This window comes from Trichocoleus sp. DQ-A1, from assembly GCF_039961955.1.
Classification (GTDB): Bacteria; Cyanobacteriota; Cyanobacteriia; order Cyanobacteriales; family FACHB-T130; genus FACHB-T130.
Genome location: NZ_JAMPKE010000008.1, coordinates 126563 through 151407, shown reverse-complemented (window position 1 = coordinate 151407; position 24845 = coordinate 126563). Strand labels below are relative to the sequence as shown.

Here is a 24845-nt window from a genome sequence, read left to right as displayed (position 1 = left end):
GGTACTTATGTAAAAACCCAAGCCGTAGCCTATTGAGATGCAGAAACGTTTGGCTCATCTTCTGCACAGAAATCATGAGCTTGAAGAAGCGCGATCGCATTCCTTAATTCCGCTGAGGGATTTGGCACCGAATAGAGTTCCCGCAGCGCATCTGACCAGAGTTCGCGTTCGGCAAAATAGTAGACTTTCTCCATTGCCAAAGCCTCTGGTGATGGGTCTTTAAGCTGCTGTACGAGTGCTATTGAAATCAATTCGGCTGAAATGCGATCGCGTGTTTCCGGTTCCATCACTTGAAACATGACGCTGGTTTCAATTGGGTACGGCTCTGAAGCAGACAACTTCCATACATAAGACTGTCCAGGTTGCAATGGTTCCCCATCATAAACCGCCCTTGTCTCTCCTTTAATTGGTCGGTTCCAGAATGCCTCTTTATCCCCCTGACGAGATAGCTCAATTCGCGTTACCGTTCCACCTGGGATATTCCAGAGAAACAGAGGGCGATCGCTCCAAATCTCAAGGATTTCCCCTTGTTTTGAATACAGCGAATCTGCGTCTACCAGTTTAGCGGGAGCGATCGCGCAAATCGCTCCTCCTCTCCCGCCCCCTCCTTTCCTTTTACGACGTAATTTCTTCCAGATATCACCCCACGATAAAGCTAGATATGTCTCATTGCTTTCTGTTAGGACGGGATGCGGTTGTTGTCTGATTGCCGCTTGTAGAGGCACTGAGGAAGAAGTTGTAATCAAGGCAGATATTAACAAAATGGATTGGAGTTTTTTTAAGTTAAACATGAGACTTTTTCCTGAATGCTAAACGAATATAATTCCAAAACAAAACTGTTGGTAAAAACCAAGGTAATAACATCGCCGCCGATATATAGATTTGCAAGGAGGCGATGATATAAATGGTTGTAGCCGTTCCTAACTTTATTACCCAGCGTTGCCGTTGATGAAGATTATTCTGTAACATCAGCGTTACGCCTTTCCCCAGCAATCCTGAAAGTAAAATCATCCATAAATCGGGGATAGGTATCACCAATCGCCGCGTTAATAAATGATGAAGCATATAAGCATGAGCTTCACCGCCAGGAAAATTTTCCTCCTCCCAACCGCGCCAGAAACCGACAGCTAAAGGAATCGCATAATTATCTTCATTTTCTCCTTCTAACCCGGCTCCTTTATATCCACCTGGAGTAATCAACACCACTTCATTCTTAAAGGTGTCTGGTACTTTTCCTTTTCCTAGGCAATCTCCTAGTAACTTACAGGCAGAAATGCGTTCGTAGGCAGATTCGGGGGGAATAGAAAAGTCAATAATTGGATGCAACCACGCTTGAATAAAATTTTGAGAAAAGCGGGTAAGTGAATGAAGGCGAATTTCTTGTAAAAAAGCTATTTTCTGGCTGGGTTGGCTAATTTGATTTAAATAGTTAATCGCTGAGAAATTAAAATTCGTTCGAGCCTGCAAATTGGGTTGCGGTAAATTCAGTGGTAATTCTTGATTCAACACATACGCTATAGCTAAGAGATAAGCAAAAGGATACATCTGTGAACTTTTGGGTTCTGCTGGCAAAAGTTCAACATACCAAGGGAAGAACATGATATCCCCTTCCAAACTCCAATTGAGGTTAGCAATATCCTTGCTTACCCCTGACCTAGGAGTGGATTCTCCCTCTCCAGAACCAAATACCAACCAAGTATTTTTATTAACAATATTCTGTACAGATTCCTTGAGTTTTAAACTGTTATTTGGTTGTTTTTTATCATCTAAGATATAATCAATACCGACGGTTTTAGCTTCTAATTCAGAAACCCGATTCAACAGTAATGCTACATAACGATAATCGATAGGGTAAATTTGTTTAATTTTATCCGCATCAGCCTTTAAAGATTCCTCATCAATTTGGATAAGTCGCACGGGTGAACTTCCTTTGGCTGGCACTTGGAAGGTGACTTGGCGATAGAAGGCTTGAAGTAAAATGCGCGGTTCTAATAATAAGTTTTGTACGGGTGGCAATAAACTTAAAAACAGGATAGCGCCTAGCCAACAGGCTTCTTTTTTCGTTGGCAACCAGCGGTTTAGTGTGTCAAAAAAGCCAAAAGGTTTAATGCAAAACAGCTCGGCTTCTGGATGCCGAAATAGGGAGGGAACCAGGTAAGCAGAAGGGTAGGAAAGATGCTTTTCCTGTTGTTTAAGAAATAAACTTGCCTCCAGCAAAGCTGAATGAACATCCTTGTATTGAGTCAAACTGGCGAGAAACTGCACCAAAAATTCTTGTGCTACCTGATTGTGAATCGGTTCCCGCATTACTGCTACCTGGCTCAATCCCAAGTTAATCAAGGATTCCGCAATATTCATGCCACTACACGAGTTAAAAATTGCAAACTGAAGTCCCCGTTTTTTCGCCTGTTTCAGTGACTCTTCAATTTCCCGAATCGAGATTGAGGTGTGTGGTGCAATGCCTAATTCTCCACCCGTCAGGACAGTTTCATTACTGTGTCCGGCAAAAAATAAGATATCCCAACCTGGCTCAGATGCGATCGCTTTGAGGATCTCCATTTTCAGTGCATCAGCATCAAAAAATCGAGCCTCTATACTCTTAGGGATATTCAGTTCAGCTTTCCCCTGGTTCCGTTTCCAACCAATCAACTGGATATCTGCAACACGATCAAGCGATCGCAGTGCTTCTCGATCAGCTTCCAAATTCAAGCCAGTGTCATCCCCTAAAATCGCTAAAACCCTAGCTTTACGGCGAATCGGACGAACGGGTTCATTCAGAATATTCGCGGGAGTGCGAGCAATACGTATTTGTTGAGTAGCACCCAAATCCGTCCCAATTTCCCAAATTTCCCACGGTAATCGCGCCAGTTCTAGAGGAGTGCAAGTCAGGAACACCTCAACCGTATGATGTTCCGGTTTATGAGCCGCCTTGACAATCTCGCGGCGAATACTGACTAATTCAGGAGTGAGCAACCAGTGCTGAAATTCTTCCCCTAGCTGAACCTCTGCATTCACCAGTTCGCGATGTCGGTCAACTGGGAGAGTGCCTTTACCGCTGATGACCTTGTGCCCTCGTAGCCGCCTATAGTAGTTGAGATAGGCGCTTTGCCACTGTTCGTAACTCCTGGTCAGCGAGAGGGGATAATTCAGCTCTACAGAGAGTATTTTTCCTTTCCCCCAAGACAACTCAAAGTCGCAAACAGTGCCAACTTGCTTAACCCTAAGCTTAAAAACTATTCTATCCATCACTTAATTTTGGATTTTGGATTTTGCGGAGGTCGGAGTTGTCCTGCCTCTGATGATTTTCGAGGAGTTATAAAATAAATTCAAACGGCGGCAAAGTTTGAAATTCCCCAGTTTCTGAGGTAATGGTTGCGAGAAATTTATCTTGATAAGTCCCCGCCACTTGAGTAAAAATATAGTCCTCGTCCCCATCTAATTGCAGTGTATCTTCTGCCAAAACTTCCACGCGATCGCTTACTCGCAACGTCATCTCATCGTCAGGTTCATTTCCAGAAATCGCCTTCAATATCAGCAATAACGTCCAGCCATCATCATCCGGGAAAGACCAGGTAACAGCATACAGCCGCACCCGATTTCCTACGGTTAAGTCTCGGTAAGCACGACCCGTATTGGCTGGAATCTCTAACTGATTATTGCGACTAATTTCTATCAAAATTTCATCTAATTCTTGAGATGGGTTTTGTTCGTTTCTGCGAAGGGAGAATGATGCTGGCAACTCTCTTAGTGGCTCAGTTCCGCGCAAAGGAGACGGTGCTGGCAAGGCTTCCCAGGACAATTCTTGCATTACTTCATCCACTTGGTTGCGTAACCAGTTCCTGACATTTACCGCTTGCTGAGTCAAGATTTGGAGCAGCTCTGATAGATGATTGGTAACGGTTGCTGTATTCTCAGTTAGCGGCTGGTAGAGCCAATTAAGTAAATCCGGTGTCGTTAGGACTGTTGCTCCCTGCTCCCATGTCAAGACTTGCCACAAAGGACGGTTACGCAGTTGGGGTAATAATGTTAATAGGGTTGACTGCATTCGAGCTAGGGTATTCTGACGATTCGTTGGGATTTCAGGTAAAGGAATTGCTGATGGAATTAAACATTGCAAATAAAGCAATAGTTCATTAGGTTCGCGATTAAACCAAGCAACCGGAATCTGATAATTCCAATCAGATTCCGGTTCTAATTGTGGTAAATAATTCATCATTTGATCGTGACGCAGAAAACCTCTAATTGCTGCAACTTCCAATTCTTCCTCAATACCAATAAATACATAAAAATGAGCTGCAAATTCTGGTAAATCTACTGCGGCTCTAGGGATAGTGATTTCTTTATCGGTTAAGGTGATAGTAGGAATTAAACAAACTTTAAATTCGCCAATTCTCAAATTAAAAACGGCGTCAATTGCATTAGCATACTGAGGTTGTAAAACTGAAGAATGTTCTTTATCTAGATAAATCTCCGGTTCTCGTTTACGCAGCCATTCTTCAAAACTAAATAAACTTAAAGCTTGAAGATAAATTTGCCATTTTCGGTCTTCATTCCCTACTTGGTTGCTCAATTGTACAGCTTGGTCAAGCTGCTCCGATTCTAAGGGAATTGTTTCTGGCAATTCTTCAAGTTCGACCCAATCATCTGTCAAATCTGTTAAGTAATTCATGCTCGTTCTTCTTTCTGGCTATTCAGATGGTTACAAATAGTTGCCGCTAGTTGACTGTTCATCACTCGATTGTGTCCTATGTGAGATTCTTTTTTCGCCTTCTCAATCTCTGTAGAAATCTCTTTATCTAAAATGAATTGGACTTTTGACTCCAAATCTTGGAGCTGCACAGGATTAACGTAACATTGAGCTAACTTTAAAACGCAAGCTCTCAAGCACAATAAGGTTCGGCGTCCAATATCACTGCGTAAGTTTTTGAGTTCCAGCAGGCGACTTACTTGAGGCTGGTCTTTTAAGCCAAGTTGGGGAGCAATTTCTTTCATAGGAACTCCCTGACAGTGAAATAAATGAAGTGCCTTGAGGAAGTTTTGCGCTTTCTGATTTTTTTTTGATTGCAAATAGATAAAGCGAGCTTGAATAACCTGCTTGACAGACTGAGATAAACAGGTATTAAATTGCTGGTGATAACCTGCTAAGAACTCAGATTGCTCATTAGAATTATCCTCACAGGATGTTCTATTTATTTCCGCGGAATTTCTTGAATTATCTAACGGTAAGCCTTTGCGAGTCCGGAGGCGTTCGGCTCTGAGTAACTGCGCGAGTTCTTGCAATTCTCTTAAGATTTGTTCGGGAAATATTGTCCGAGTGGCTGACAATTGTTCAGCCATTTGACGCAATTGCGAGGCGGTTGGGTCTGGATATCGGCTTTTCTCTCCAGCCTTGCGGTGCTGCAAAAGTTGGGTGCGATAAATCTGATGGTAGCTATCAAGTAGCTGAAGTGCTTGGTTGATTTCTGCTGGTGTCCGGTCAAACTCTAATAAAACTCGCTGTAATCGTCCGGGGTTCATGTAACTCAGAATCATCCAGTCAGTTACTTGCTCAATTCCGTGTTCGAGTAAGAATCGTTTGAGGAAGCGATCGCTCTTTACCATCCTGACCGTCCAAGTCGATAATTTACTCTTATCCGGGTCAAAGGTTTGCAAAATTCGAGCGGTTACAGAAGGATAGTTTATCCGGCTTTCATCCAGTTCCTGACGTGGAGAACGCAAAGTGCTATCGAGTACCAACGGCAACAGATCCATACTGGTGAAATCATGGTTTTTGCCAAACTTCTGCTCTAGTTCTAAGCAAAATTCTTGAATTTGATGAGAGATAAAGCAGCGCAGACACACCTCAGCCATCTGACGGCGAGGGTCATCGTTCTGGAACCACTGCATGAGTTGGCGTTGAATTTCCCGGTCTGGCATATCCTCTCGGTCAGAGAGTTCGGGAAATTGAGTCAAGAAAAAGGCTTTTGCCAACTCAACTTCTTCAGTTCGGCACTTGCCGAAACTATCAATTCTCATCAACAGCCAGTATCTCGATGCCGTACCCATCGTTATTTCACTCAATTGTGCAAATGCAAAGCGACTCTGAAATTCCTCATCCTTGCCTCGCGTAAACCAGGATGCCGATCAAAGTCAATTGAGGCAAGTTCGGGGGAGCTGATTGAACGGCTAAAAACGATAAGGATAACTTTAAACAAAGCGAGTGACATCTTCAAGAAATTCCCGCTTTTCCCCAAACTTCACTCGGCTACTTTTCCATTCCTATCGCCACAAGTTGCTCAGACGTTCTACCTGCTGCGGCGGGTTTTAGCCAGCTTGCGACTAGCTCCGGCTTTGTTTTTCGAGCAAAAATGCGAATTGCATGGTAACTGACTTTTTCCCGCAGACGATAGACTTCCCTAGTCCGCAAATTCAAGGCGCGAGCGATCGCTTGTTGAGAATTGCCAGCGAGGTAAAGTTCCAGCCAAACCGCTGCTTCTCGACTGACATTTTCGGCTAAATAGTTGTAAAACTCCTGCTTTACGGTTGTCCGCAGAAACATTTGTTCTTCAATTGCTTGATTCTCTTGATACTCGGCAACTGCGTGGATATCGAGGAAACTCACCGGATTGTTTGTCTCGTGGGACACGACTTCCTCAGAAATCAGTCGCACCAGTTCACCATCGGGGATATGAGTCATCCCTCCCCGCCGGGAACGACGTAGATAGTTAAAAAATCTATAAACTAAAAGTGGCTGGTTGCGAATTGGTCTGAGACAGTATTCTTCGATGCTGCTCATCAGTAGAGAGTTGCCTAAGCGAGCGTCTGAAGTACATTTGCTAATCCAGGCAATTTGCTGTTGAATGTAGCGATCGCGATGCAATAATTCCTGAATGACTTCTTGCAACACATCGACAACCGTTGCCGAGCGATCGCGCGATAGCGCCACCCAAGTCCGAATTTTATTCTTCAGCAAGACTAAACTCCCCAGCCGAGTCGTCAAGTTGCAATAAGCACGCTCTGGTGCCACGTCTAAGTAGCGTTGCCGTAAAATGCGATAGCGATAATCCATCGCTTGCAAGGCAATTACCCTCTGAGTTGCGTTAAACGTTTCAAAACGCTCTCCGTCCTCTCCCACCAGCCACAGAGCAATACTTTCATGGGTTGCTGCGCTATAGCCAGGACAGTCAGATGCCAGCTGCTTCGCCACCTCAGTTGGAGACAGCACAACGGTTAGAAATTTTTTCATTTCAATAGCCGAGAGTGTGTGTTCTATTCGGCTATATCTTTAGTCAGGCTGAGGTTATGTATTTTTGATCCGGTTTCTCCGAAAGGATTCTCCCGGAGAAACTCTGACAGGGTACTATCACAATTCTCTATTCGATGCAGTACGGTTTAACCCCACCCTTGCCCTTCAACCTTTCCTTCACTTCAACTAGAGGGGTTCAATATTCTCCCCTCTCCGTGAACGGAGAGGGGCTGGGGGTGAGGTTCTGAGTGATATAGCACTCAAGTTAGAACCGCTATAGGGATACAAAAGCAAATAGGGGCAGGATTATCCCGCCCCTAGAATCATTGATTGAGTCTGGGGTTTATTTAATTCCAGAAGCTGCTAATCAATCGCATCAGCAGCCTTGTCTGCTGCCCGCTTAGCACTCTCAATTACATTTCTGCCTGCATATTTACTATTTTCCTGGACATTGTCAGCTGCCTGCTGCGTTCCTTTACCCAGGTCTTTGGTTGCATCCTGAGTATTGCCCTTGAGATTTTCAATTCCCTGCTTTGTTCCCTTAGCGAAATCACTAGCCGATTTTTGCGCTTTGTCGCCAATTGCGTCGGTATTTTGCTTGACATTCTCACCGAACTGTTTAGCGTTTTCGCCCTTCTTATCCAGAATCCGCTTGGTGTTTGTACCTACGTCATCGGTCTCGTCAATTACGTGGCGCTCAGCATTGTCAATTAGGCCTTTTGCCTTAGCTGCTACGCCTGAGGTGTCTCTTCTGGGATCGGTATCGCTATAGTCGTTCATCCCACCTTTATACTCATTGGTTAAGGCACCTGTAGGAACGTCCTCCCTAATTTGGTCGGCGGTCTTCGCTTGTGCCCCACCATTACAAGCGGTGGTAACAAAAATGATCGTGGCGGACAAAAACACGGTCAGGATTTTGCCCAAGTTGATTTTTTTCAACCAATTAATTACGCTGTTCATCAAAAAAACTCCTTTTTCTGTACGAGTCAATGGTTGTTTTGGTTAGCATTGCAATCCGAGATTTTCGATTGACTGCCAATCGAAAATCTCAATTATTTGCTTATTTGTGCAAAGCAGGGTTGCTTTGCATTTCAGGTCTCTGACCGGCTTCATCTGATTTATCTTTGATGAAGCTGGAAGCCTCTTTGAACTCTTCACCGATACTTTCTAATATCTTGGCATTAGGATCGCTGCGATTGATTATAGGTTGACGACCTCCAGCTCCAGAGACTTCAAAATCCTCTGAAGTTTTTATGGGCAATTCTTTTTCCTTTGCTGCTCGACCTGCTGGTGTCTCAGCACCCGGGTAGAGGATTTCAGAATCGCTGGTAGCAATTAACTGATTGGACAGGATCTGCAAGTCAGCGCGATCGCGTGGATTCGCTGTTTTGCTGACGTTAGGATCGGTAGACATTTTGTAATTCGTGTAGCCATCTCCACCATTGCTGTGGGGATTGTTGTTCCCTCCCATTTGCACGGGGGGATTTTGTGGACGTGCCCCTAAAGAATCGCCATTGTTACAAGCGCTGGTAACAATTAGCAACGCGCCTGCCAAAAAAACGGTCAATATTTGACGTAACCGTAGTTTTTTAAAGAAAGCAGTTAAGTGTTTCACACACTACTCCCAAGATTTTTACGAACTGTCATAAACAATACAAAAGCTACAGTGTTCCTACCTCTAGCGCAGGTCACATTCTGGTTGCAACTAAAAGCAACCTCTCTCTAACCGTAGAGAGATTCCCAAAAAATAAGCAAAACTACGGTGATATTGGTTGGTTCGCGACCATGCCAGCTAAAAACATCGCTCAGCCTAGAACTTGGCTGATTTTTCTCAATCTTTCAGCATCAGATGGGTCTGGGCATCGCTGCCTCAAACGCGATCGCTGACATCAAACTTGCCTCACCATCAGGTAGCGGATCGTTATCCGTATCCCAGATGTGCCAAGCTTGGCTGGGAAATTGTTCGCGAATGTCTGCAAAGTGTAGAAACAGAAGAGCGATCGCTCCCTCTGGCAAAAGTTACAGACTCGCTACCGTTCTCACTTTGGTATTCTCATACTCTAGGATGAGGTATTTGCCTCAACTCGCTACCCAGTGTGAAAGGTCATGAAAAAAATTTGGTCATCCCTGAAGCCGTACTTGCGCTGGGTGATTCTCGGCGGGACGCTATTTTTTTTGGCAAAAGCTCTCAAAGACAATTGGCGGGAAGTCGCAGCCATCCGAATGACTGGTGCGGGATGGACAAATCTAGCGATCGCCTTTTTGATCACTTTACTGGCTCATACTTGGTCTGGATTCGTCTGGAGTTGGATTTTGCAATCGTTCCGGCAACCCGTTCAGCCTCGATGGGCGCTCCAAGTTTACCTGAAAACCAACCTTGCCAAATATTTACCAGGGAATGTCTGGCACTACTACGGGCGCATCGTGGCGGTGACATCCCACGGGGGTTCTTTCGGTGCCGCGACTCTCAGCGTGTTACTCGAACCCCTGCTGATGGCGGCTGCCGCTTTATTAGTTGCCTTAGCAGGTAGCCAGTTGGGTTGGGCAGGTGTCCCTCAGAATACCCAGACGAGAACCTTACAACTTCTGGGTCTGGGTGTGGTTTTGCTGGGCGTTCATCCCCGAATTTTGAACCCGTTGATGCAGTTGGCAAGTAAATTGAAGGGAAAGAAAGCAAGAGGTGCAGGGGCGCAGGGGCGTGGGGGAGAAGAAAATGCTATCTCTGCTTCAGCTTCTCAACCCCCCACAGAAGCGGCAGAAGCTTCTTTTCGACTTGAGCGCTATCCTCTATTTCCTTTGTTGGGAGAAATTGGCTTTTTGTTACTGCGTGGCGCGGGGTTTTTGTTTGCCATGCTAGCGCTGACACCAGTGAATCCCAATCAAATCCCAATGCTGCTGAGTGGGTTTAGTTTGTCATGGCTGTTGGGTTTGATTGTTCCCGGCGCACCTGGGGGAATCGGGGTATTTGAAGCGACAGCGATCGCTCTATTCGGTCAACATTTTTCTGCCGCCATTCTCCTCAGCGTCGTCGCCCTATTCCGCTTGGTGAGTATTTTAGCGGAAGCCGCCGCTGCTGGATTGGCAACTTTGAGCGAGCTGAAGGATAAATAGAACAGCTATCAACTTCAGTTGCCCCAACTTTTATTCTCCTCTCAATTCATGCTCCCCTCTCCGTTGACGGGGACAGGCTAGGAGTGGAGTGACGCTGTCCCGCTTTCAACTGGTAGCCAGAAAACTAATCCTCTGCGAGTCCTTGATCTGACATCGCCTCGGCGATCGCAGAAGTCGCAGCTTTGATATCGCTATCAAACTTTAGTTGAGAAAAAACTCGATACATCTCTGCCGTCCCGTTAGGCAGCTTCTTCGTGCCATTTCCGTTCATCTTGATCAAATTATATTGAACGTTTTCACCATAGATAGCAAAGGTTATATGAAATATTTCAAAGAAATTCACTACCCACTTGCAATCCTCTTCCGGATAGTGCATATAGTATTTGATTAGTTCAGCAATGCAAGTTTCTAAATGGGTGCGAACATTTTTACAAATTAATAAAATTTTCAGCAGTACGATTACTAAAGTCAAAGGATGCCCTTGCGACATCAATAAAATAAATAGAGGCGAAGGTTCCCGATGATTTTCAGTCGTTAAATATTCGATTACCCGATTACAGGTTCTTAACAACAGAGCATCATCCAGAGTCTCATCATGATGATTTTCATATACAACATCTAGCTTTTCTTCTAATTTTGTTTTCAAGACCTCTACAAATTTTCTGTTTTCCACAGAAAAAATTAAATACTTTTGTAGACTATGCTTAAAGTTTTTGTAGACAAGTCCTTGAGTTTGTTGAAGAAAAATATTTGCCAGATTTGTATAGCTAAATGGCCCCCGTTTCGCAACAATCGTCTTGATCAGACGCAGTACCTCATCCCCTAAACCAGTCGGGTTTTTAGGCAAAATTTCTCTAGGCATCGCCGACTGCGATCGCGTGGTATACATTGCTAGCTCAAACTTAAAGCGATCTTTCAGTTCTTGCGACAATGCTCTGGCGGCTTCCCGCTGTTCGACGGGGTTTGAGAGATTCGCATATTGAGGAACTAACAGATAAGAAGTATAACGATGGCTCCAATGGGTTGCTTCATGTTCTTCGTATCTAGCGGCAAATATCTTTAAATCTTGATAGTCTTGGCTTTTAATAAAATTTACAAGCCAAAGTCTCAACTTACTTAAACTTGGAGACAAGGTTGACTTGCTAATATTTAAATCGCTAAATACTAAAACTAATTCTTTAATTGCTTTATAGCTTCGCGTCGTTTCCCAATTATTGATGAGGATATAACAAGAGCGCTTTAGGGTGTTCTTAAATTCTTCTTCATCATTCGCAAAGATAATGTCTGAAAGCGCTTTGATCGCGTTGGTATTAACAGCATTAGGACTGTAATAAATAAATAACTGCTTAAATTCTTGCAGAACGGCTTCTGGAGGCCATTGCTGAACAATGTCCACCAAAAAACGATAGATCATATCTCGGTCTGGCTGGTTGGAAATGACACGAAACTCGGCCTGATATCCATCTGATAGAATGTCCCTGACCATTCCATTAATTAGGACTATTGAGTCCTTCCTTAGAGTGTGAAGAGCGAAAGTAGATGGCACCCAGCGTCAATGCTAATTGCAGTGTATAGTACTTGACTTGACTGCCCATAGCAATCCTTGAAAATACATACGCTTGGGGAACTTGCTCTCAACCGCTAAGGATCTTCTGATTCAGACCGGAGACGGTTAATTTGTTCTTGCAATTCCTCAATTTGACGCTGTAGCGCATCCACCTCATTAACGGCTGTTTCTGATGGGACATTCACCGCGCCCTGTGCAGAGGAACGTTGGTAATTGCCCCGGCGAATGTGACGATATTCCTCTGAGTTTGCCCACTCCTGCAAGTGGTGAAGGCGATCGACCGTAAAGGGATGGGTCGTAAACCAACCTTGAGTAAAGTTATTGTAAAGTAAGAACTTGTAGACTTGATTCAACCCGTCTTCGTCCAATTCCTGATATTTTTGCGATTGACGAATAAATTCATCTAAATTTACTTCATTGGCATAACGGGCGCTGCCACCAGCAAATTTCATCATTAAGTGCATCACCGGATTCAGGTCGTCTGTCACCAGGAAAGCGGCTCGATCTGCTGATAATTCGGCTTTACGGCTCCATTCAATAAATGCCAAAACCAAGCCGGTACTGACCAAAGTGCTGAAGCCAAAGGTCGCGTTCCCGATAAAATTGACAGCTTGCAAAGCCCAAACCGCCATCTGACGTAGGGTCGTGTGACCGCATTTAATATGTCCTAATTCATGTGCAATGACTGCCCGAAGTTCCGCTTCGTTGAGCAGGTCTAAAAGTCCAGAGTTCAGGATCACATAAGGGCGTTCTTGTCCGAGGGCGCTGGCATTAACCCAAGGCGCTTGGGAAACGAAAAGCGTTGGTTCTGGGTAAACGTCCAGATCGCGCAAGCATTCCCGGAAAATGCCATAGATGCTAGCATACTGACGCGGCCCGACCTGAATGCTATTGCCCATGTGGTAGACAAACTGGGGACGCTCAGAGGCAAATTCCACAAATTTACGGGCAACCATATCAAATCCAGGCACGCTGCGTAAGGCTTGCTCGGCTTGTCGGTCGAGGGGATGTCTAAAAGCTTCACTGGAAATTCCGGTATAAGTAGGCATATTGATGAGCCTTATACAGCGTTCTACTGAACTATTAAAGCCTAGAAATACAACGAGCGGCTTTTGATCTACATCACAGGGATGCGCGATCGCCGTGTCGTTAAACTGCCACAAAAACTGCTTGATTTAAGCAAGTAACCAACCTACATCTGAGAAAACTTGACACGGCGGCAGTTATCGGAGTGAAAATCACTTCAAAAACTGATTCTCATGTGAATTCTGGGATTCAGCTTTGCTTCTATTGGTTCCCCTTTTTGTAAATGTTGTTCAACGATCGTCTGGACATCGCTGGGTTGAACTCGGCAGTACCAAGTTTCTTCCGGGACAATTCGCACTGTAGGACCACAGCTGCACTGTCCCTGGCAACCGCTCCCCGTCACTATGACTCCGGGAATATCAGCACTCTCAAAAGCGGCAAGTACCTCTGCGCTTCCATTTACCAAACAGGAACGGTACTGGCAAACGATGACGCAACGCCGATCTTGCTCCAAACACTTTTCTTGCGAACCAGTTTCCACTTTTGAGTCCAGCACAGTATAAATTCCTATGGCTCTATGTTAACTTCGCCTTAGCAGACCAGGGGAAAAGTTGGTAGCGCTGCGGAGAGTCCTTTTTCAGGCAATGCTCATTTATTAGGGATTTGATAGCCTTATAGATTGGAATCAGAGTATTTTTAGCAATTTGCTAAAAAGTCGCAACGCCAATCTAGGAGAATATTTGAGTGAGCTATCTCGAAACTGCTGCTGAGTTTTATAGTGAAGTAGCGCAGACGCCACAAGTCGGACTTTGTTGTGTCCAAAGCAGTCCCCTGCAACTGCCAGGACTAAAAATTTCGCCTCAGATGCAGGAGATGAACTACGGTTGCGGTACTACCGTCCATGCCGCTGAACTCGCTAATGACCCGACGGTGCTATATGTCGGCGTTGGCGGTGGTTTGGAAGCGCTGCAATTTGCTTATTTTTCTCGCCGTCCGGGTGGGGTGATTGCCGTCGATCCAGTGGCGGCGATGCGCGAGGCAGCGACTCGGAACTTAGCGATCGCTGCCCAAGAAAATTCCTGGTTTGACCCCAGTTTTGTGGAGATTCGGGAAGGGGATGCCTTCTCCCTGCCGGTGCCAGACGCCTCTGTAGATGTGGTGGCGCAGAATTGTCTATTTAATATCTTTGAACCCGCTGACCTGCATCGGGCGCTTCAAGAAGCCTTCCGGGTGTTAAAACCAGGGGGTCGTCTACTGATGAGCGACCCGATCGCCACTCGTCCCATCCCACCACATCTGCGGCAGGATGAACGGTTACGGGCAATGTGTCTGTCAGGTGCTTTAACTTACGAGCAATATACTCAGCATCTTATTGATGCTGGATTTGGGCAGATAGAAATTCGAGCGCGGCGTCCTTACCGACTGCTGGATTGCGCTAGCTACGGGTTGCAGGAACCATTGCTATTAGAAAGTTTGGATTCTGTTTCTTTTAAAGTGGCAATTCCTGAAGATGGTGCTTGTATTTTTACTGGCAAAACGGCGATTTACATCGGCACCGAAGAGTTTTTTGATGACTCGAACGGGCATATCCTCCCACGAGGTTTACCAGCCGCAGTGTGCGATAAGACAGCAGGGAAGCTTGGTGCATTGATGCCAAAAGACATCCTGATTACTGATTCAACCTGGTACTATACGGGCGGCGGTTGCTGTTAAGTGACGAATTTGCTGGGTGCTTGGATAGGATAGCTGAAGAGATTCTTCAATAAAACTTGATGGCTAAACTACCTGCGATCGCACCTCCTTCCGTTTCTTCTGGCTTTCATGCCCTGTCTGACCCCCTACGGATTCAAGTGTTAGAGCTGCTCCGCGAACAAGAGCGCTGCGTCTGCGAACTCTGCGAACAGTTGGGGGTCACTCAGTCTAAACTTTCCTTTCACCTAAAAACTCTCAAAGAAGCCGCTTTAGTTTGCTCCCGACAGGAAGGACGCTGGATTTACTACAGCCTCAATCTGCCTCAATTTGTTGTTTTGGAGCAGTATTTGGCAGAGTACAGTCGCTTCAGCCCGCTCTTATCAGCGCTTCCCTGTAAAGACTAGGCTTGACACATCAATTTTTTTTGAAATATGCTTAATGCATCAATTTTTTTTGAAATATAAGTTGCAGAAAATTCTTTGGTGCTGGGGATGGTCGTGAAATCAGTGTCGCGGATGGCGCGTTGGAACTCAGTTTTCCAATCTTGCAAGCAACAAGCGATCGCTGAGGGAGTGGGTACATTCATCCTGGTGTTTGCCGGTACGGGTGCCGTGATGGTAAACCAAATTAGCGATGGGGCGGTGACTCATCTCGGCATCAGCTTTGTGTTTGGCGCAGTTGTTGCCGCTTTAATTTACGCCTTGGGACACATTAGCGGCGCTCACTTTAACCCAGCCGTAACGCTGGCTTTCTGGACAAGCGGCTTTTTTCCGAAACGCCAAGTATTGCCCTACATCTTGGCGCAGTCTTTAGGAGCAATTGCCGCCTCAGCTTTACTCTGGATGGCTTTAGGGCGCGTTGGCAATCTGGGTGCGACGGTGCCGCTAGAAGGGAATTGGCTGCAATCCCTGGTGCTGGAAACGGTTCTCACCTTTATTTTAATGTTTGTGATTTTTGGTTCTGGTCTCGATCGCCGCGCCCCGATTGGCTTTGCGGGGTTGGCGATTGGCTTGACGGTGGGGCTAGAGGCAGCGTTTATGGGGCCAATTACTGGAGCCAGTATGAATCCAGCGCGATCGCTCGGCCCCGCTTTAGTGGGCGGCATTTGGCAGCACCACTGGGTTTATTGGGTTGCACCCATCTTAGGGGCGCAATTAGCCGTGTTGATTTACAGCCAACTTTCCAACGGATTTCGGGACATTAAGTAAGGGAGAAAACCTGATGAAACGAGTGATGTTTGTTTGCAAGAAAAATTCTGCCCGTTCCCAAATGGCAGAAGGCTTTGCAAAAACACTGGGTAAGGGAGAAATTGAAGTGATTAGCTCTGGATTAGAAGCCTCTCAGGTTAGACCGGAAGCGATCGCTACCATGAAAGAAATCGGCATTGACATTACCAATCAACACTCGAAACCCCTTAGCGACTTCAAGGCTGAAGACTTTGATGTGGTAATTTCCCTGTGCGGTTGTGGAGTTAATCTGCCGACAGATTGGGTACTTCGGGAAGTATTTGAGGATTGGCAGCTTGACGATCCGGCTGAACAGCCTGAAATTTTCCCCAGAGTGCGCGATCAGATAAAAGAACGGGTGACTAAACTCATTAAATCGCTCAAAGAAGAAGCGACACCTGTTGGATAAGGTTTCAATGACAAACCAAACACCGATAGAGCAACCAATTCAGCAGGTTCTTGAGCAAAAGTTATCCTTCTCATGACAACTTTCGAGCATCCACCCAGAATTTTATTCTTGTATGGCTCTTTAAGAGAGCGTTCTTACAGCCGTTTATTAGCAGAAGAAGCCGCCAGAATCATCGAAGGTTTTGGTGCAGAAACCAAATTCTTTGACCCGCGTGAATTGCCGATTCACGGTAGCGTAGAGGCTGACCATCCGAAGGTTCAAGAATTGCGGAATTTAAGCTTGTGGTCTGAGGGTCAAGTTTGGTCTAGTCCAGAGATGCACGGGAATATTACCGGCATTCTGAAAAACCAAATCGACTGGATTCCTCTAACTTTAGGGGCAGTAAGACCGACTCAAGGTAGAACTTTGGCAGTCATGCAGGTCAGCGGTGGTTCTCAGTCGTTTAATGCCGTCAATACTATGCGAATCTTGGGACGCTGGATGCGGATGTTTACCATCCCCAATCAGTCTTCCGTTGCTAAAGCGTACAACGAGTTTAACGAAGACGGAACGATGAAGGATTCCGCATATCGCGATCGCGTTATCGACGTAATGGAAGAACTTTACAAGTTTACGCTACTACTCCGAGATCAAGTAGACTACCTGACGGATCGCTACAGCGAACGCAAGGAAAAAGCAGCGACTCAGCCGAGGTTATAACGACACCTCGCTTTTTAAAAACCTACCCTTGAAAGACCCTAGCCCCGCCCCGTTCGCGGGGCGGGGTTCAATATTCCCCTTCCGTAGAGGTCGAGGGGTCGGGGGTGGGTTACGAGTGTGTATATGGCACTAAGCGTGAGAACCGCTATATACCACTTCTAAGATTGTTCTCAACTGATACTCAGCTTGCCAAGTTTTAATAATATCTAAGCTTAATCCCAGACCGTTGTAGTTTTAGTCACACGAGGGTATAAAGTTACGTCCCTCTATCTTTTGGGCAAGTTCGGCAACAGCCGACGCATCTTGCCGAGGGTCAATGTACTGAGCTACAGCCAATGATTAGGATAGGACGATGAGTTATCAGAGTATCGCTGTATTTCAGAAAAAATCAGAACAAAAAAATCCTGGCACTTATGCTAGCATCTACTGCGACAGCAGCAGTGCTTAAAGTTGTACTTAAAAATTTAATACCATAAAACAGTGTTTTTGTCACTTCTTTTTAGGAGATTAGCGGCAATTAGACTTGCTCAATCCAACATTGAGTTGTATGCGTACTAATTTATTAGAAGGTTCTCCATAAAATGTCTGCTGGCGTTACGGCAACTAATTTTCTGCATGCCGCTTATGCCTTCTCCGGGTTCTACAAGATATTCATCAAGATGAGGCAAACAATCGTTTAGGCAGGGAATTTTTACTGCTGACATTGTTATGACCAACCTGACCTTCGATAACCATGTTTCCCTGTTTAGGACTACCCCATGATTAATCTTGAATCAACTCGTTCAACCGTAACACCTTTTAAAGAAAAAATTGGTGCCCCTTTAACCAAAAGTAAAATTAGCGTTTTACAAATCAATTTGGGGAAGCGCTGCAACCTTGCCTGTACTCACTGTCATGTAGAAGCAGGGCCAAAACGAACTGAAGAACTAACCCCAGAAGTTTGTAATCAGCTGATTGAACTAATCTATAGATTTCCCCAAATCAAGATTGTTGACTTGACAGGGGGTGCCCCGGAAATGAACTATGGTTTTAAACCCCTGGTAGAGGCGGCACGGGATGCAGGTAAACAAGTGATTGTGCGGTCTAACCTCACCATTTATTTTGAAAAAGGGTTTGAGACTCTTCCAGAATACTGTGCCAAACACCAAACGAGAATTGTTGCTTCCTTGCCATGCTATCTGGAAGACAATGTTGATAAAATGCGCGGTTCTGGGGTCTATAACGACTCAATTCAGGCACTGCAATGTTTGAACCAGCAAGGGTATGGTCTTGACCCTAACTTAATCCTCGATCTGGTATACAACCCTCCAGTTCCAGCTACAGAAAATTTTTCTTTAACCCCCAATCAGGTAAATCTGGAACAAGATTACAAGGCTTATCTAAAAGAGCATTTCAACATTGTTTTTAACAGCTTGTTCACGATTACAAATTTACCAATTGGGCGAACTAAGTTTCATTTAGAACACAGAAAATTAATCAAGCCTTATTTAAACTTCCTGGAGTCAAATTTCAATGGCAGCACCCTTGAACATTTAATGTGTCGGGATGAACTCTCAATTGACTATTTGGGAAACGTCTACGATTGCGACTTTAACCAGATGGAAAATTTACCTGCGAAAACCCGCAATGGTGAAAAGCTGACAGTTGCCAAGCTTTTGGAAGCTGGCAGCTTAGACATTATTGAAGAAATACAAACTGCATCTTACTGCTATGGTTGCACGGCTGGATGTGGTTCTAGCTGTGGGGGTGCCCTGATTTGAAACTAGCAAAAAAAGTGGGATTCTCCCTCTTCTCAGTCAAGGCAAAGTTTGTTCGCAAAATAAAGTTTTGCCTAGATTTTATCGGATGAGAAATAAGACCAACCAAAGTGCTTCCCCGATGCCGAAATTTTACAGCCAGTGGGTCAGAACGCTCAAAAGTCCCCCCTTGTGGATAGCGATCGCACTCTCGATCGGCATCATGCTCTGTATCTTTAGCCCATTGAAACTTTTGTTGGATAAATCTTTCCTGGTTAGTCAGTTGGAAAGATTCGGTAGCTGGGCAGTCTGCCTGTTTATCCTGGTTTTTGCCCTGTCCAGCGCCATCGGCATCCCTGGAATTATGTTTCCTGTTGCGGCTGGTGCGGTTTTCGGTTTCGTCTGGGGAAGCCTTTGGTCGGTCATCGGCGCAACGCTGGGGGCAATTGGCGCATTTTTGGCGTCTCGCTACCTGCTGCGCGACTGGGCGGAACGCCGATTTGGTCAACATCAAGCGTTGATGCGGTTCAATCAAGCCGTGACCCGTCAGCCTCTGGCTTTTGTGCTGGCGATCCGCTTTGCGCCAATCTCCCCCTTCACGGTGGTTAATTTCTTGTTGGGACTCACGCCTATCAGCTGGGTACCTTATTCAGTTGGCACGTTTATCGGCATTATTCCAGGGACGCTGGCTTACGCTTGGGTGGGAGTTACGGGTGAGCAAGCTTTGCAGGGAGGCGATCGCTTGCCCTTGCTACTAGCGCTCAGTTTTTTAACTCTCCTGTGTGTATTGCCTATTTTGGCTCGTAAAAAGACGCAACCCATTAACTGACGAATAAATTCAACCAATTTTTGGTTTTATTTCCCTTAATTTTTGTTTTCACCGGCTGTGCCGGATACTCGCAGTCCGCTGATGCCAAGAACGAAGCGATCGCAGCGCCACTGCTGCCGGACGCTGCACGGCAACTGATTCCGTTATGAGATCAACTGATAACTTCTTGCACAACTTGGGAAAATTGCTTAGCTGGGAACCTAATTAGCTCCAATCAGTTCTGAAGAGTTAGCAAGATTACGTAAATAGCAATAGGGAAGAGACAAACCGATGAAACGGGCAATTTCTGGCGCTTTATTAACTATTTTGAGCTTTAGCCTTCCAGCAATGGCTGCTACTACAGAGAAATTCCAGGTCAAAGGGCAAAACGCTTCCGCCTCTTTTTACCAATCTGACGACTGTAGCTCAAGCGGTGTCAGTGTTTGGGCTGCCGATAACGTCAGCCGTAGCGCACCAGGAGCACCGACTTCGGAGAAGGGAGCCAACGTCTCTTATTGGAACTCGAATTGGTGTACTGGCAAGTATTCCTATGGTTACGGTTACGCTCCAAATGTCACCTTCACCGCCAATAACCAGCTCAGCTCAGCTAGTTTGAAAGGCACCTTCAAAGTTGACGAATATTCATCAGAGAATCCCGACTCAACGACTGCCAAAACTGTTGACGTAGCGCTAAATTGGACGGGAACAGGCGAGACATTCCGGGGTCACAGCAGTTCTCACTATCAGTGGATGGGCGGTATGTCGCACTCTCGCTATGTTGGCTCTTATCGGACTGCGGAAGTATCGGGTAGCGTCACGATGGACGGCAAAAACCTGATTACGAATATCCCTGGCTTTGGCGATCTGAACTCGTCTAGCAGCGGCTCGGTGCAAATCACCAAGAGGTAGACTGTCGTTAAAGATTTGGACGTTAAAAATTTGGGGATTCTTCGTCTTTCCCGCCCAAATAAAATAATTAGCCATCAGTTCTCTGGGGACTGATGGCTTGTCGTTAACAGCTAAAAATTAGCAACGAATTAAAATTCGGTGTCGTTATAGCCATTTACCGCACTGGGGTCTGTATCCTGTTTAGAACCGAGTAAATCTAGGCGATCCACCTTAATAACAGGTTTAGATCGGTTGGATGCCTTATTATCGCTCCAAGTCTCTATTTTCAAGGAGCCTTGTACCCCTATCAAACTACCCTTTCTCACGTAGTTCGCAGCGACTTCCGCTGTTTTCCCCCACAGTTCCAGGTTAAACCAGTCAGGCTGGTCGCTATTGCGAGTTCGACGATCTACTGCCAGCGTCAGATTGCACTTAATCTTACCTGACTCGAAATACTTGACATCAGGCTCTGTACCCACACGACCTACCAAGTTCACAACATTCAGGCTCATAAAATTGATTAGTACAAATGTACTGAACTACAGTGAATATACTTTAACGAATTTAGATAGTAGGCTCAAGTCAACTTTATCCTGATTTGCTCTTCAACTACCAGAATGATGCTTGGAAATGGCCTTGAGGCGTTTTCACTGGATAAATTCGTCTACCTGACTAGACTCTGGATAGAAAACGTAATAGAATCCACCTCGGTTCCATTTCCGTTAGAATTCCATCTCACACAACAGCATTTCATTTTGGGGGCGTAGAAACGAGTGGGTCTTTTCAGTCGCTTTTCCTTATCCCGGGACATGGGTATCGACCTGGGCACTGCTAACACCCTGGTTTATGTGTCCGGCAAAGGCATTGTTCTCCAAGAACCCTCTGTGGTTGCTATGGATATGGACACAAAAACCCCGCTAGCCGTGGGCGAAGATGCCAAAAAAATGTTGGGAAGAACTCCCGGCAATGTGGTGGCCCTGCGCCCCCTGCGCGATGGTGTCATTGCAGATTTCGATGTCGCTGAGCTAATGCTTAAGCATTTTATTCAGCGAGTACATGAGGGAAGAGCCTTAGTTTCACCTCGTGTTGTCATTGGCATTCCTTCGGGTGTCACTGGCGTAGAACGACGAGCCGTTATGGAAGCAGCATCTCAGGCAGGTGCCAGGGATGTGTACTTGATAGATGAGCCGGTCGCTGCTGCCATTGGCGCTGGACTACCAGTGGCTGAGCCTACGGGCAACATGATCATTGATATTGGTGGCGGCACCACAGAAGTTGCCGTGCTTTCTTTACAAGGAACGGTTTTAAGTGAATCGGTGCGCGTGGCTGGGGATGAGCTTTCGGAAGCCATCATGCAGTACATGAAAAAAGTCCATAACTTGGTGATTGGGGAACGCACGTCTGAAGAAATCAAGATTCAGATTGGTTCTGCCTACCCCACCAGTTTTGATGAAGAAGCCATCATGGAAGTGCGAGGCTTGCACCTGCTCTCTGGCTTGCCGCGCACTGTCACCATCAAGGGACCGGAAATTCGGGAAAGTATGTCTGAACCGCTTTCAGTAATTGTGGATGCGGTGAAGCGAACCTTAGAGCGCACGCCTCCCGAACTCGCAGCCGATATTATCGACCGGGGCATCATGCTGGCTGGCGGCGGTGCTTTGTTAAAGGGGCTGGACACGCTCATCAGCCACGAAACTGGCATTGTCACCCACGTAGCGGCAGATCCGCTCTCGTGCGTGGTGCTGGGAACCGGGCGGGTGTTGGAGAATTTCAAACAGCTAGAGCGGGTGTTCAGCGGGCGATCGCGCCAGATGTAGCAGTCATTAGTCGTTAGTCATTAGTCATTAGTCATCGGCAGTAGACGATGAACTAAAGGCTAAGGCTAGAGACTAGGGACAAGGACTAAAAACTAAAGGACTCAAGACGAATCGCTGATACCTAAATGTTTACACTGCGTCGCTGGTGGGTTCGGCACGGAATACAAGTTATATTGGCTGGGCTAACGATTGGAAGTGCGTGGGCGATTCGGGAGACTCAGGGAGCTGCTCTTTATGAGACTTACCAGTTGCTCACTCGTCCTTTTCAAGGGGAACCCACGTCACAAGAGCGCATCGAGAATGCCCGCGTTCTGGAACTACAGGAGCGGTTAGTTGAACTCGAAAGCCAAAATCAGAAGTTACAAGAGCTGTTGGGTTATGTTAAACAGAAAAAACAGCCAGGGATAGTCGCTCCGATTGTGGGACGTAGCGCCGATCATTGGTGGCAACAGATAACCCTCGGTCGAGGAAGTCAAGACGGTATCAAAGCAGATTTCATCGTGATGGGTACGGGTGGCTTGGTCGGTCGCGTAACCAACGTGACTCCCCATAGCAGCCGGGTCTTACTGGTCAGCGATCCCAGCAGCCGGGTAGGGGTTGCGATTAGCCGCAGCCGTTATATGGGCTATCTTCGAGGACAAGGTTCTAACCGAGCAGTGATGCAGTTTTTTGATAAAGTTCCTGATGTCCGTCGGGGCGATGTCGTGGCAACATCATCTGTCAGTAAACTTTTTCCGTCAGGGTTGCCGATAGGGCGAATAGAATCTGTAAATTTGGACAAAACTCCAGCTCCTGAAGCTGTGATTGAGTTGACAGCACCGATGAGTTCCTTGGAATGGGTGGTTGTGTACCCGAAATGAGGAATGAGCGGTTAGCTGTCATTAGGAAATAGCAATAGTAAATAGTGATTAGTCATTAGCCACAGACGATGGACTAAGGACTAATCACGGATGACCCATGACCCATGACCCATGACCCATGATCAATGTATCTGACTTGTCACCTTGGCCTCGTCAAATGCTTAACTGGGCAGTAACCATTGGTTCTGTCCTGTTGTGCTTATTGGTCTTGCCACTGCGCCTACCGGGAATGGAATTGTTGGGAATTGGCCCCAACTGGTTGTTAATTTGGGTGGTTGCTTGGAGTTTGAAGCGAACCGTTTTGCAGGGTGCGATCGCTGGGTTGGTGTTGGGACTGATCCAAGATGGAATGACATCTCCCGATCCCAGTCATGCCCTTAGCTTAGCATTGGTAGGAATGTTGACCGCTCGGATTCAAAAGCAGCGGTATATTGAGGAAGATTTTATTTCGGTAGCGTTAATTGTTTTTGGAATGGCGGTTGTGGCGGAGACGGTGAGTGCCCTTCAGTTCACGCTACAGGGAGATCGCGATCTGGGAGCAATTTGGACATATCACCAGCGCATTGCCCTCTCCAGTGCCATCCTGAGCAGCCTTTGGGCACCCGTTGTTTACTATCCTCTAAATCGCTGGTGGCAGCAGATAAACCTGTTAGGGCAGTCTTCTAAGTAGTTTCTAGCCAATCGTCAATACTCAGTCTTCTGAGTATTGAGTGAGGACTATTGACGATTGACCAATGAGTGATGACTCACTCCCAGCAGGTAATGAGCAACAGAAAGTAAATCGCTATGAATGCGGGTTGGTTGGAACTGTCGCAACCTTTGGGGGCTACGAATGCCACAAGTCAGCGCGATGGTGGGAATCGAAAGCGCTTGTCCTGCTAAAATGTCTGCTTCCGTATCCCCGACCATCCAACAATCATCGGCAGTTTGCCAAGGCGAACAATGTTCTGCGATCGCTGTGGTGAGAAGTTGCGTTTTCACTTCAGCGTAGTTTTGATAGGCGGCATGGCTGTCTTGAGTCCCATAAATGCCACTAAACAAACGAGCCAAACCGTGATTTTGCAGGATTTGCAGAGCTTGGGATTGACATCGCAACGTCACTAACACCAGCTTGATGCCCTGAGAATGTAGCAATGCTAGCGCCCAGTTCACTCCTGGCTGCATTTTGTCTTTCTGTAACAGCGCCGGTTGATTGACGATGCTGACGACACGCTGCAAAAATACATTAATTTGCTCACCCTGTAAGCCCGATCGCATTGCAATTTCCACATCTGGGACACGATCTTGCTTCATTTGCCAGAACTGCTCTTTAGTCAATACCTGAAGATGCAGGATTTCTCCTTGCTCCTGATATATCTCCTGAGTATCAGCGAGTCCTAGCTGATAGGTACTGTAATAGCGGTGGGAAACGTCCACAAGTGGGCCGTCAAAGTCGCAAAACACGGTCAGTTTTTGTAAATGAGGGGCAGCGGCTTGACCCCGGTAGGGCTGAGGTGGTTGCAAATCTGAGGCGGCGGGGCAGCAGTTCATAGGACGTTACGAATCCGAACTTTTTGATACGTTTATTTACATTAACAGGTGCAACATAAGTTGTCATGGGATTTAGCCATCAAAATATATTAGACCTATTTATAGGGATATGTAGCGATCGCCTAACTATAGGGGTGAAAATCGGGGTGAAGATCAATATAACTTTTGAAGGCGGGTAATCGCAAACTTAGTGATTGGTTCCCCGACGGATGAATTCCTCAAAGTGAAGCACCATGAAACGGTGCTTATCG

26 protein-coding genes are annotated in these 24845 nt (G+C 46.1%); 13 read left to right on the top strand and 13 right to left on the bottom strand.

The genetic code is table 11. The annotated features are described in order from the left end of the window. Nucleotides 1–29: 29 nt before the first annotated feature. From NDI33_RS10665 to NDI33_RS10630, 8 genes are all read right to left on the bottom strand, one after another. Nucleotides 30–791 (bottom strand): DUF928 domain-containing protein, encoded by a 762-nt coding sequence (locus tag NDI33_RS10665; protein ID WP_190529064.1) that lies wholly within the window; start codon nt 789–791, stop codon nt 30–32. Then, on the bottom strand, nt 784–3246 hold the full coding sequence (locus NDI33_RS10660; protein WP_190672296.1) for a CHASE2 domain-containing protein: 2463 nt from the start codon (nt 3244–3246) through the stop codon (nt 784–786). Before NDI33_RS10660 ends, NDI33_RS10665 begins: the two co-directional genes overlap by 8 nt. Before the next feature lie 67 nt (nt 3247–3313). After that, nucleotides 3314–4669, bottom strand: coding sequence for a DUF1822 family protein (locus tag NDI33_RS10655; RefSeq protein ID WP_190672293.1), 1356 nt, complete (start codon nt 4667–4669; stop codon nt 3314–3316). After that, nucleotides 4666–6060: a hypothetical protein gene (locus tag NDI33_RS10650; RefSeq protein ID WP_348245639.1), complete on the bottom strand. Its 1395-nt coding sequence runs from the start codon at nt 6058–6060 to the stop codon at nt 4666–4668. The genes NDI33_RS10655 and NDI33_RS10650 overlap by 4 nt, the downstream gene beginning before the upstream one ends. Before the next feature lie 184 nt (nt 6061–6244). Then, nucleotides 6245–7225, bottom strand: coding sequence for a HetZ-related protein 2 (locus NDI33_RS10645; protein ID WP_190672288.1), 981 nt, complete (start codon nt 7223–7225; stop codon nt 6245–6247). 363 nt (nt 7226–7588) lie between these two features. Next, the gene (locus NDI33_RS10640; protein ID WP_190414872.1) at nt 7589–8185 is read right to left on the bottom strand and encodes a DUF6658 family protein; all 597 of its coding nucleotides are present in this window, start codon (nt 8183–8185) and stop codon (nt 7589–7591) included. 100 nt (nt 8186–8285) lie between these two features. Beyond that, a complete protein-coding gene (locus NDI33_RS10635) occupies nt 8286–8840 on the bottom strand; it encodes a DUF6658 family protein (protein ID WP_190414873.1) in 555 nt (184 codons plus the stop codon). A 230-nt stretch (nt 8841–9070) separates the two neighbouring features. Then, nucleotides 9071–9241 carry a hypothetical protein gene (locus NDI33_RS10630; protein WP_190430270.1) on the bottom strand — a complete coding sequence of 57 codons (171 nt, stop codon included), beginning with the start codon at nt 9239–9241 and terminating at the stop codon, nt 9071–9073. 90 nt (nt 9242–9331) lie between these two features. On the opposite strand from NDI33_RS10630, the gene NDI33_RS10625 reads away from it, so the two are divergent. Further along, the gene (locus tag NDI33_RS10625; RefSeq protein WP_190672285.1) at nt 9332–10336 is read left to right on the top strand and encodes a lysylphosphatidylglycerol synthase domain-containing protein; all 1005 of its coding nucleotides are present in this window, start codon (nt 9332–9334) and stop codon (nt 10334–10336) included. Nucleotides 10337–10460: 124 nt separating this feature from the next. Here the strand turns inward: NDI33_RS10625 and NDI33_RS10620 are convergent, their stop codons facing one another. From NDI33_RS10620 to NDI33_RS10610, 3 genes are all read right to left on the bottom strand, one after another. Next, nucleotides 10461–11750 (bottom strand): hypothetical protein, encoded by a 1290-nt coding sequence (locus NDI33_RS10620; RefSeq protein ID WP_242032988.1) that lies wholly within the window; start codon nt 11748–11750, stop codon nt 10461–10463. A gap of 227 nt (nt 11751–11977) precedes the next feature. Then, nucleotides 11978–12952 carry a M48 family metallopeptidase gene (locus NDI33_RS10615; RefSeq protein WP_190529107.1) on the bottom strand — a complete coding sequence of 325 codons (975 nt, stop codon included), beginning with the start codon at nt 12950–12952 and terminating at the stop codon, nt 11978–11980. 194 nt (nt 12953–13146) lie between these two features. Then, nucleotides 13147–13482: a (2Fe-2S) ferredoxin domain-containing protein gene (locus NDI33_RS10610; protein WP_242029147.1), complete on the bottom strand. Its 336-nt coding sequence runs from the start codon at nt 13480–13482 to the stop codon at nt 13147–13149. Nucleotides 13483–13673: 191 nt separating this feature from the next. On the opposite strand from NDI33_RS10610, the gene arsM reads away from it, so the two are divergent. The 9 genes from arsM to NDI33_RS10565 all read left to right on the top strand — a co-directional run bounded on the left by arsM (nt 13674) and on the right by NDI33_RS10565 (nt 20408). Then, entirely contained in the window at nt 13674–14642 is a 969-nt protein-coding gene (arsM, locus tag NDI33_RS10605) for an arsenosugar biosynthesis arsenite methyltransferase ArsM (protein WP_190672279.1), read from the top strand. Between the two features lie 59 nt (nt 14643–14701). After that, on the top strand, nt 14702–15025 hold the full coding sequence (locus NDI33_RS10600; RefSeq protein ID WP_190414878.1) for a metalloregulator ArsR/SmtB family transcription factor: 324 nt from the start codon (nt 14702–14704) through the stop codon (nt 15023–15025). 87 nt (nt 15026–15112) lie between these two features. Continuing rightward, nucleotides 15113–15829, top strand: coding sequence for an MIP/aquaporin family protein (locus NDI33_RS10595; RefSeq protein ID WP_242029176.1), 717 nt, complete (start codon nt 15113–15115; stop codon nt 15827–15829). 13 nt (nt 15830–15842) lie between these two features. After that, entirely contained in the window at nt 15843–16256 is a 414-nt protein-coding gene (gene arsC, locus NDI33_RS10590) for an arsenate reductase, glutathione/glutaredoxin type (RefSeq protein ID WP_190672276.1), read from the top strand. A 72-nt stretch (nt 16257–16328) separates the two neighbouring features. Continuing rightward, nucleotides 16329–16955: an arsenical resistance protein ArsH gene (gene arsH / locus NDI33_RS10585; RefSeq protein WP_190438244.1), complete on the top strand. Its 627-nt coding sequence runs from the start codon at nt 16329–16331 to the stop codon at nt 16953–16955. A 758-nt stretch (nt 16956–17713) separates the two neighbouring features. After that, nucleotides 17714–18715 carry an arsenosugar biosynthesis radical SAM (seleno)protein ArsS gene (arsS, locus tag NDI33_RS10580; RefSeq protein WP_190672273.1) on the top strand — a complete coding sequence of 334 codons (1002 nt, stop codon included), beginning with the start codon at nt 17714–17716 and terminating at the stop codon, nt 18713–18715. Between the two features lie 85 nt (nt 18716–18800). Continuing rightward, on the top strand, nt 18801–19520 hold the full coding sequence (locus tag NDI33_RS10575; protein ID WP_348245638.1) for a TVP38/TMEM64 family protein: 720 nt from the start codon (nt 18801–18803) through the stop codon (nt 19518–19520). Nucleotides 19521–19540: 20 nt separating this feature from the next. Next, a complete protein-coding gene (locus NDI33_RS10570; RefSeq protein WP_277878437.1) occupies nt 19541–19669 on the top strand; it encodes a hypothetical protein in 129 nt (42 codons plus the stop codon). 121 nt (nt 19670–19790) lie between these two features. After that, nucleotides 19791–20408 carry a hypothetical protein gene (locus tag NDI33_RS10565; protein WP_190672270.1) on the top strand — a complete coding sequence of 206 codons (618 nt, stop codon included), beginning with the start codon at nt 19791–19793 and terminating at the stop codon, nt 20406–20408. A 128-nt stretch (nt 20409–20536) separates the two neighbouring features. Here the strand turns inward: NDI33_RS10565 and NDI33_RS10560 are convergent, their stop codons facing one another. After that, nucleotides 20537–20899 carry a single-stranded DNA-binding protein gene (locus NDI33_RS10560; protein WP_190414885.1) on the bottom strand — a complete coding sequence of 121 codons (363 nt, stop codon included), beginning with the start codon at nt 20897–20899 and terminating at the stop codon, nt 20537–20539. A gap of 297 nt (nt 20900–21196) precedes the next feature. On the opposite strand from NDI33_RS10560, the gene NDI33_RS10555 reads away from it, so the two are divergent. The 3 genes from NDI33_RS10555 (at nt 21197) to mreD (ending at nt 23734) form a co-directional block, all read left to right on the top strand. Continuing rightward, the gene (locus NDI33_RS10555; protein WP_190414886.1) at nt 21197–22204 is read left to right on the top strand and encodes a rod shape-determining protein; all 1008 of its coding nucleotides are present in this window, start codon (nt 21197–21199) and stop codon (nt 22202–22204) included. A 125-nt stretch (nt 22205–22329) separates the two neighbouring features. Next, nucleotides 22330–23064 carry a rod shape-determining protein MreC gene (gene mreC, locus NDI33_RS10550; RefSeq protein ID WP_190414887.1) on the top strand — a complete coding sequence of 245 codons (735 nt, stop codon included), beginning with the start codon at nt 22330–22332 and terminating at the stop codon, nt 23062–23064. A gap of 118 nt (nt 23065–23182) precedes the next feature. Continuing rightward, nucleotides 23183–23734 carry a rod shape-determining protein MreD gene (mreD, locus tag NDI33_RS10545; protein ID WP_190672267.1) on the top strand — a complete coding sequence of 184 codons (552 nt, stop codon included), beginning with the start codon at nt 23183–23185 and terminating at the stop codon, nt 23732–23734. 47 nt (nt 23735–23781) lie between these two features. Here mreD and NDI33_RS10540 read toward each other — a convergent pair whose 3' ends face one another. Then, nucleotides 23782–24594 carry an HAD family hydrolase gene (locus NDI33_RS10540; RefSeq protein ID WP_190414889.1) on the bottom strand — a complete coding sequence of 271 codons (813 nt, stop codon included), beginning with the start codon at nt 24592–24594 and terminating at the stop codon, nt 23782–23784. Between the last annotated feature and the right edge of the window lie 251 nt (nt 24595–24845).

Coding starts and splice junctions, on each gene's coding strand:
- NDI33_RS10660 (WP_190672296.1), bottom strand. CDS start 3,246: ATGGATAGAATAGTTTTTAAGCTTAGGGTTAAGCAAGTTGGCACTGTT.
- NDI33_RS10600 (WP_190414878.1), top strand. CDS start 14,702: ATGGCTAAACTACCTGCGATCGCACCTCCTTCCGTTTCTTCTGGCTTT.
- arsS (WP_190672273.1), top strand. CDS start 17,714: ATGATTAATCTTGAATCAACTCGTTCAACCGTAACACCTTTTAAAGAA.
- arsC (WP_190672276.1), top strand. CDS start 15,843: ATGAAACGAGTGATGTTTGTTTGCAAGAAAAATTCTGCCCGTTCCCAA.
- NDI33_RS10625 (WP_190672285.1), top strand. CDS start 9,332: ATGAAAAAAATTTGGTCATCCCTGAAGCCGTACTTGCGCTGGGTGATT.
- NDI33_RS10555 (WP_190414886.1), top strand. CDS start 21,197: ATGGGTATCGACCTGGGCACTGCTAACACCCTGGTTTATGTGTCCGGC.
- NDI33_RS10655 (WP_190672293.1), bottom strand. CDS start 4,669: ATGAATTACTTAACAGATTTGACAGATGATTGGGTCGAACTTGAAGAA.
- NDI33_RS10620 (WP_242032988.1), bottom strand. CDS start 11,750: ATGATCTATCGTTTTTTGGTGGACATTGTTCAGCAATGGCCTCCAGAA.
- NDI33_RS10640 (WP_190414872.1), bottom strand. CDS start 8,185: ATGAACAGCGTAATTAATTGGTTGAAAAAAATCAACTTGGGCAAAATC.
- NDI33_RS10575 (WP_348245638.1), top strand. CDS start 18,801: ATGAGAAATAAGACCAACCAAAGTGCTTCCCCGATGCCGAAATTTTAC.
- arsH (WP_190438244.1), top strand. CDS start 16,329: ATGACAACTTTCGAGCATCCACCCAGAATTTTATTCTTGTATGGCTCT.
- NDI33_RS10540 (WP_190414889.1), bottom strand. CDS start 24,594: ATGAACTGCTGCCCCGCCGCCTCAGATTTGCAACCACCTCAGCCCTAC.
- NDI33_RS10615 (WP_190529107.1), bottom strand. CDS start 12,952: ATGCCTACTTATACCGGAATTTCCAGTGAAGCTTTTAGACATCCCCTC.
- mreD (WP_190672267.1), top strand. CDS start 23,183: ATGATCAATGTATCTGACTTGTCACCTTGGCCTCGTCAAATGCTTAAC.
- NDI33_RS10595 (WP_242029176.1), top strand. CDS start 15,113: ATGGTCGTGAAATCAGTGTCGCGGATGGCGCGTTGGAACTCAGTTTTC.
- mreC (WP_190414887.1), top strand. CDS start 22,330: ATGTTTACACTGCGTCGCTGGTGGGTTCGGCACGGAATACAAGTTATA.
- NDI33_RS10665 (WP_190529064.1), bottom strand. CDS start 791: ATGTTTAACTTAAAAAAACTCCAATCCATTTTGTTAATATCTGCCTTG.
- NDI33_RS10560 (WP_190414885.1), bottom strand. CDS start 20,899: ATGAGCCTGAATGTTGTGAACTTGGTAGGTCGTGTGGGTACAGAGCCT.
- NDI33_RS10645 (WP_190672288.1), bottom strand. CDS start 7,225: ATGAAAAAATTTCTAACCGTTGTGCTGTCTCCAACTGAGGTGGCGAAG.
- NDI33_RS10565 (WP_190672270.1), top strand. CDS start 19,791: ATGAAACGGGCAATTTCTGGCGCTTTATTAACTATTTTGAGCTTTAGC.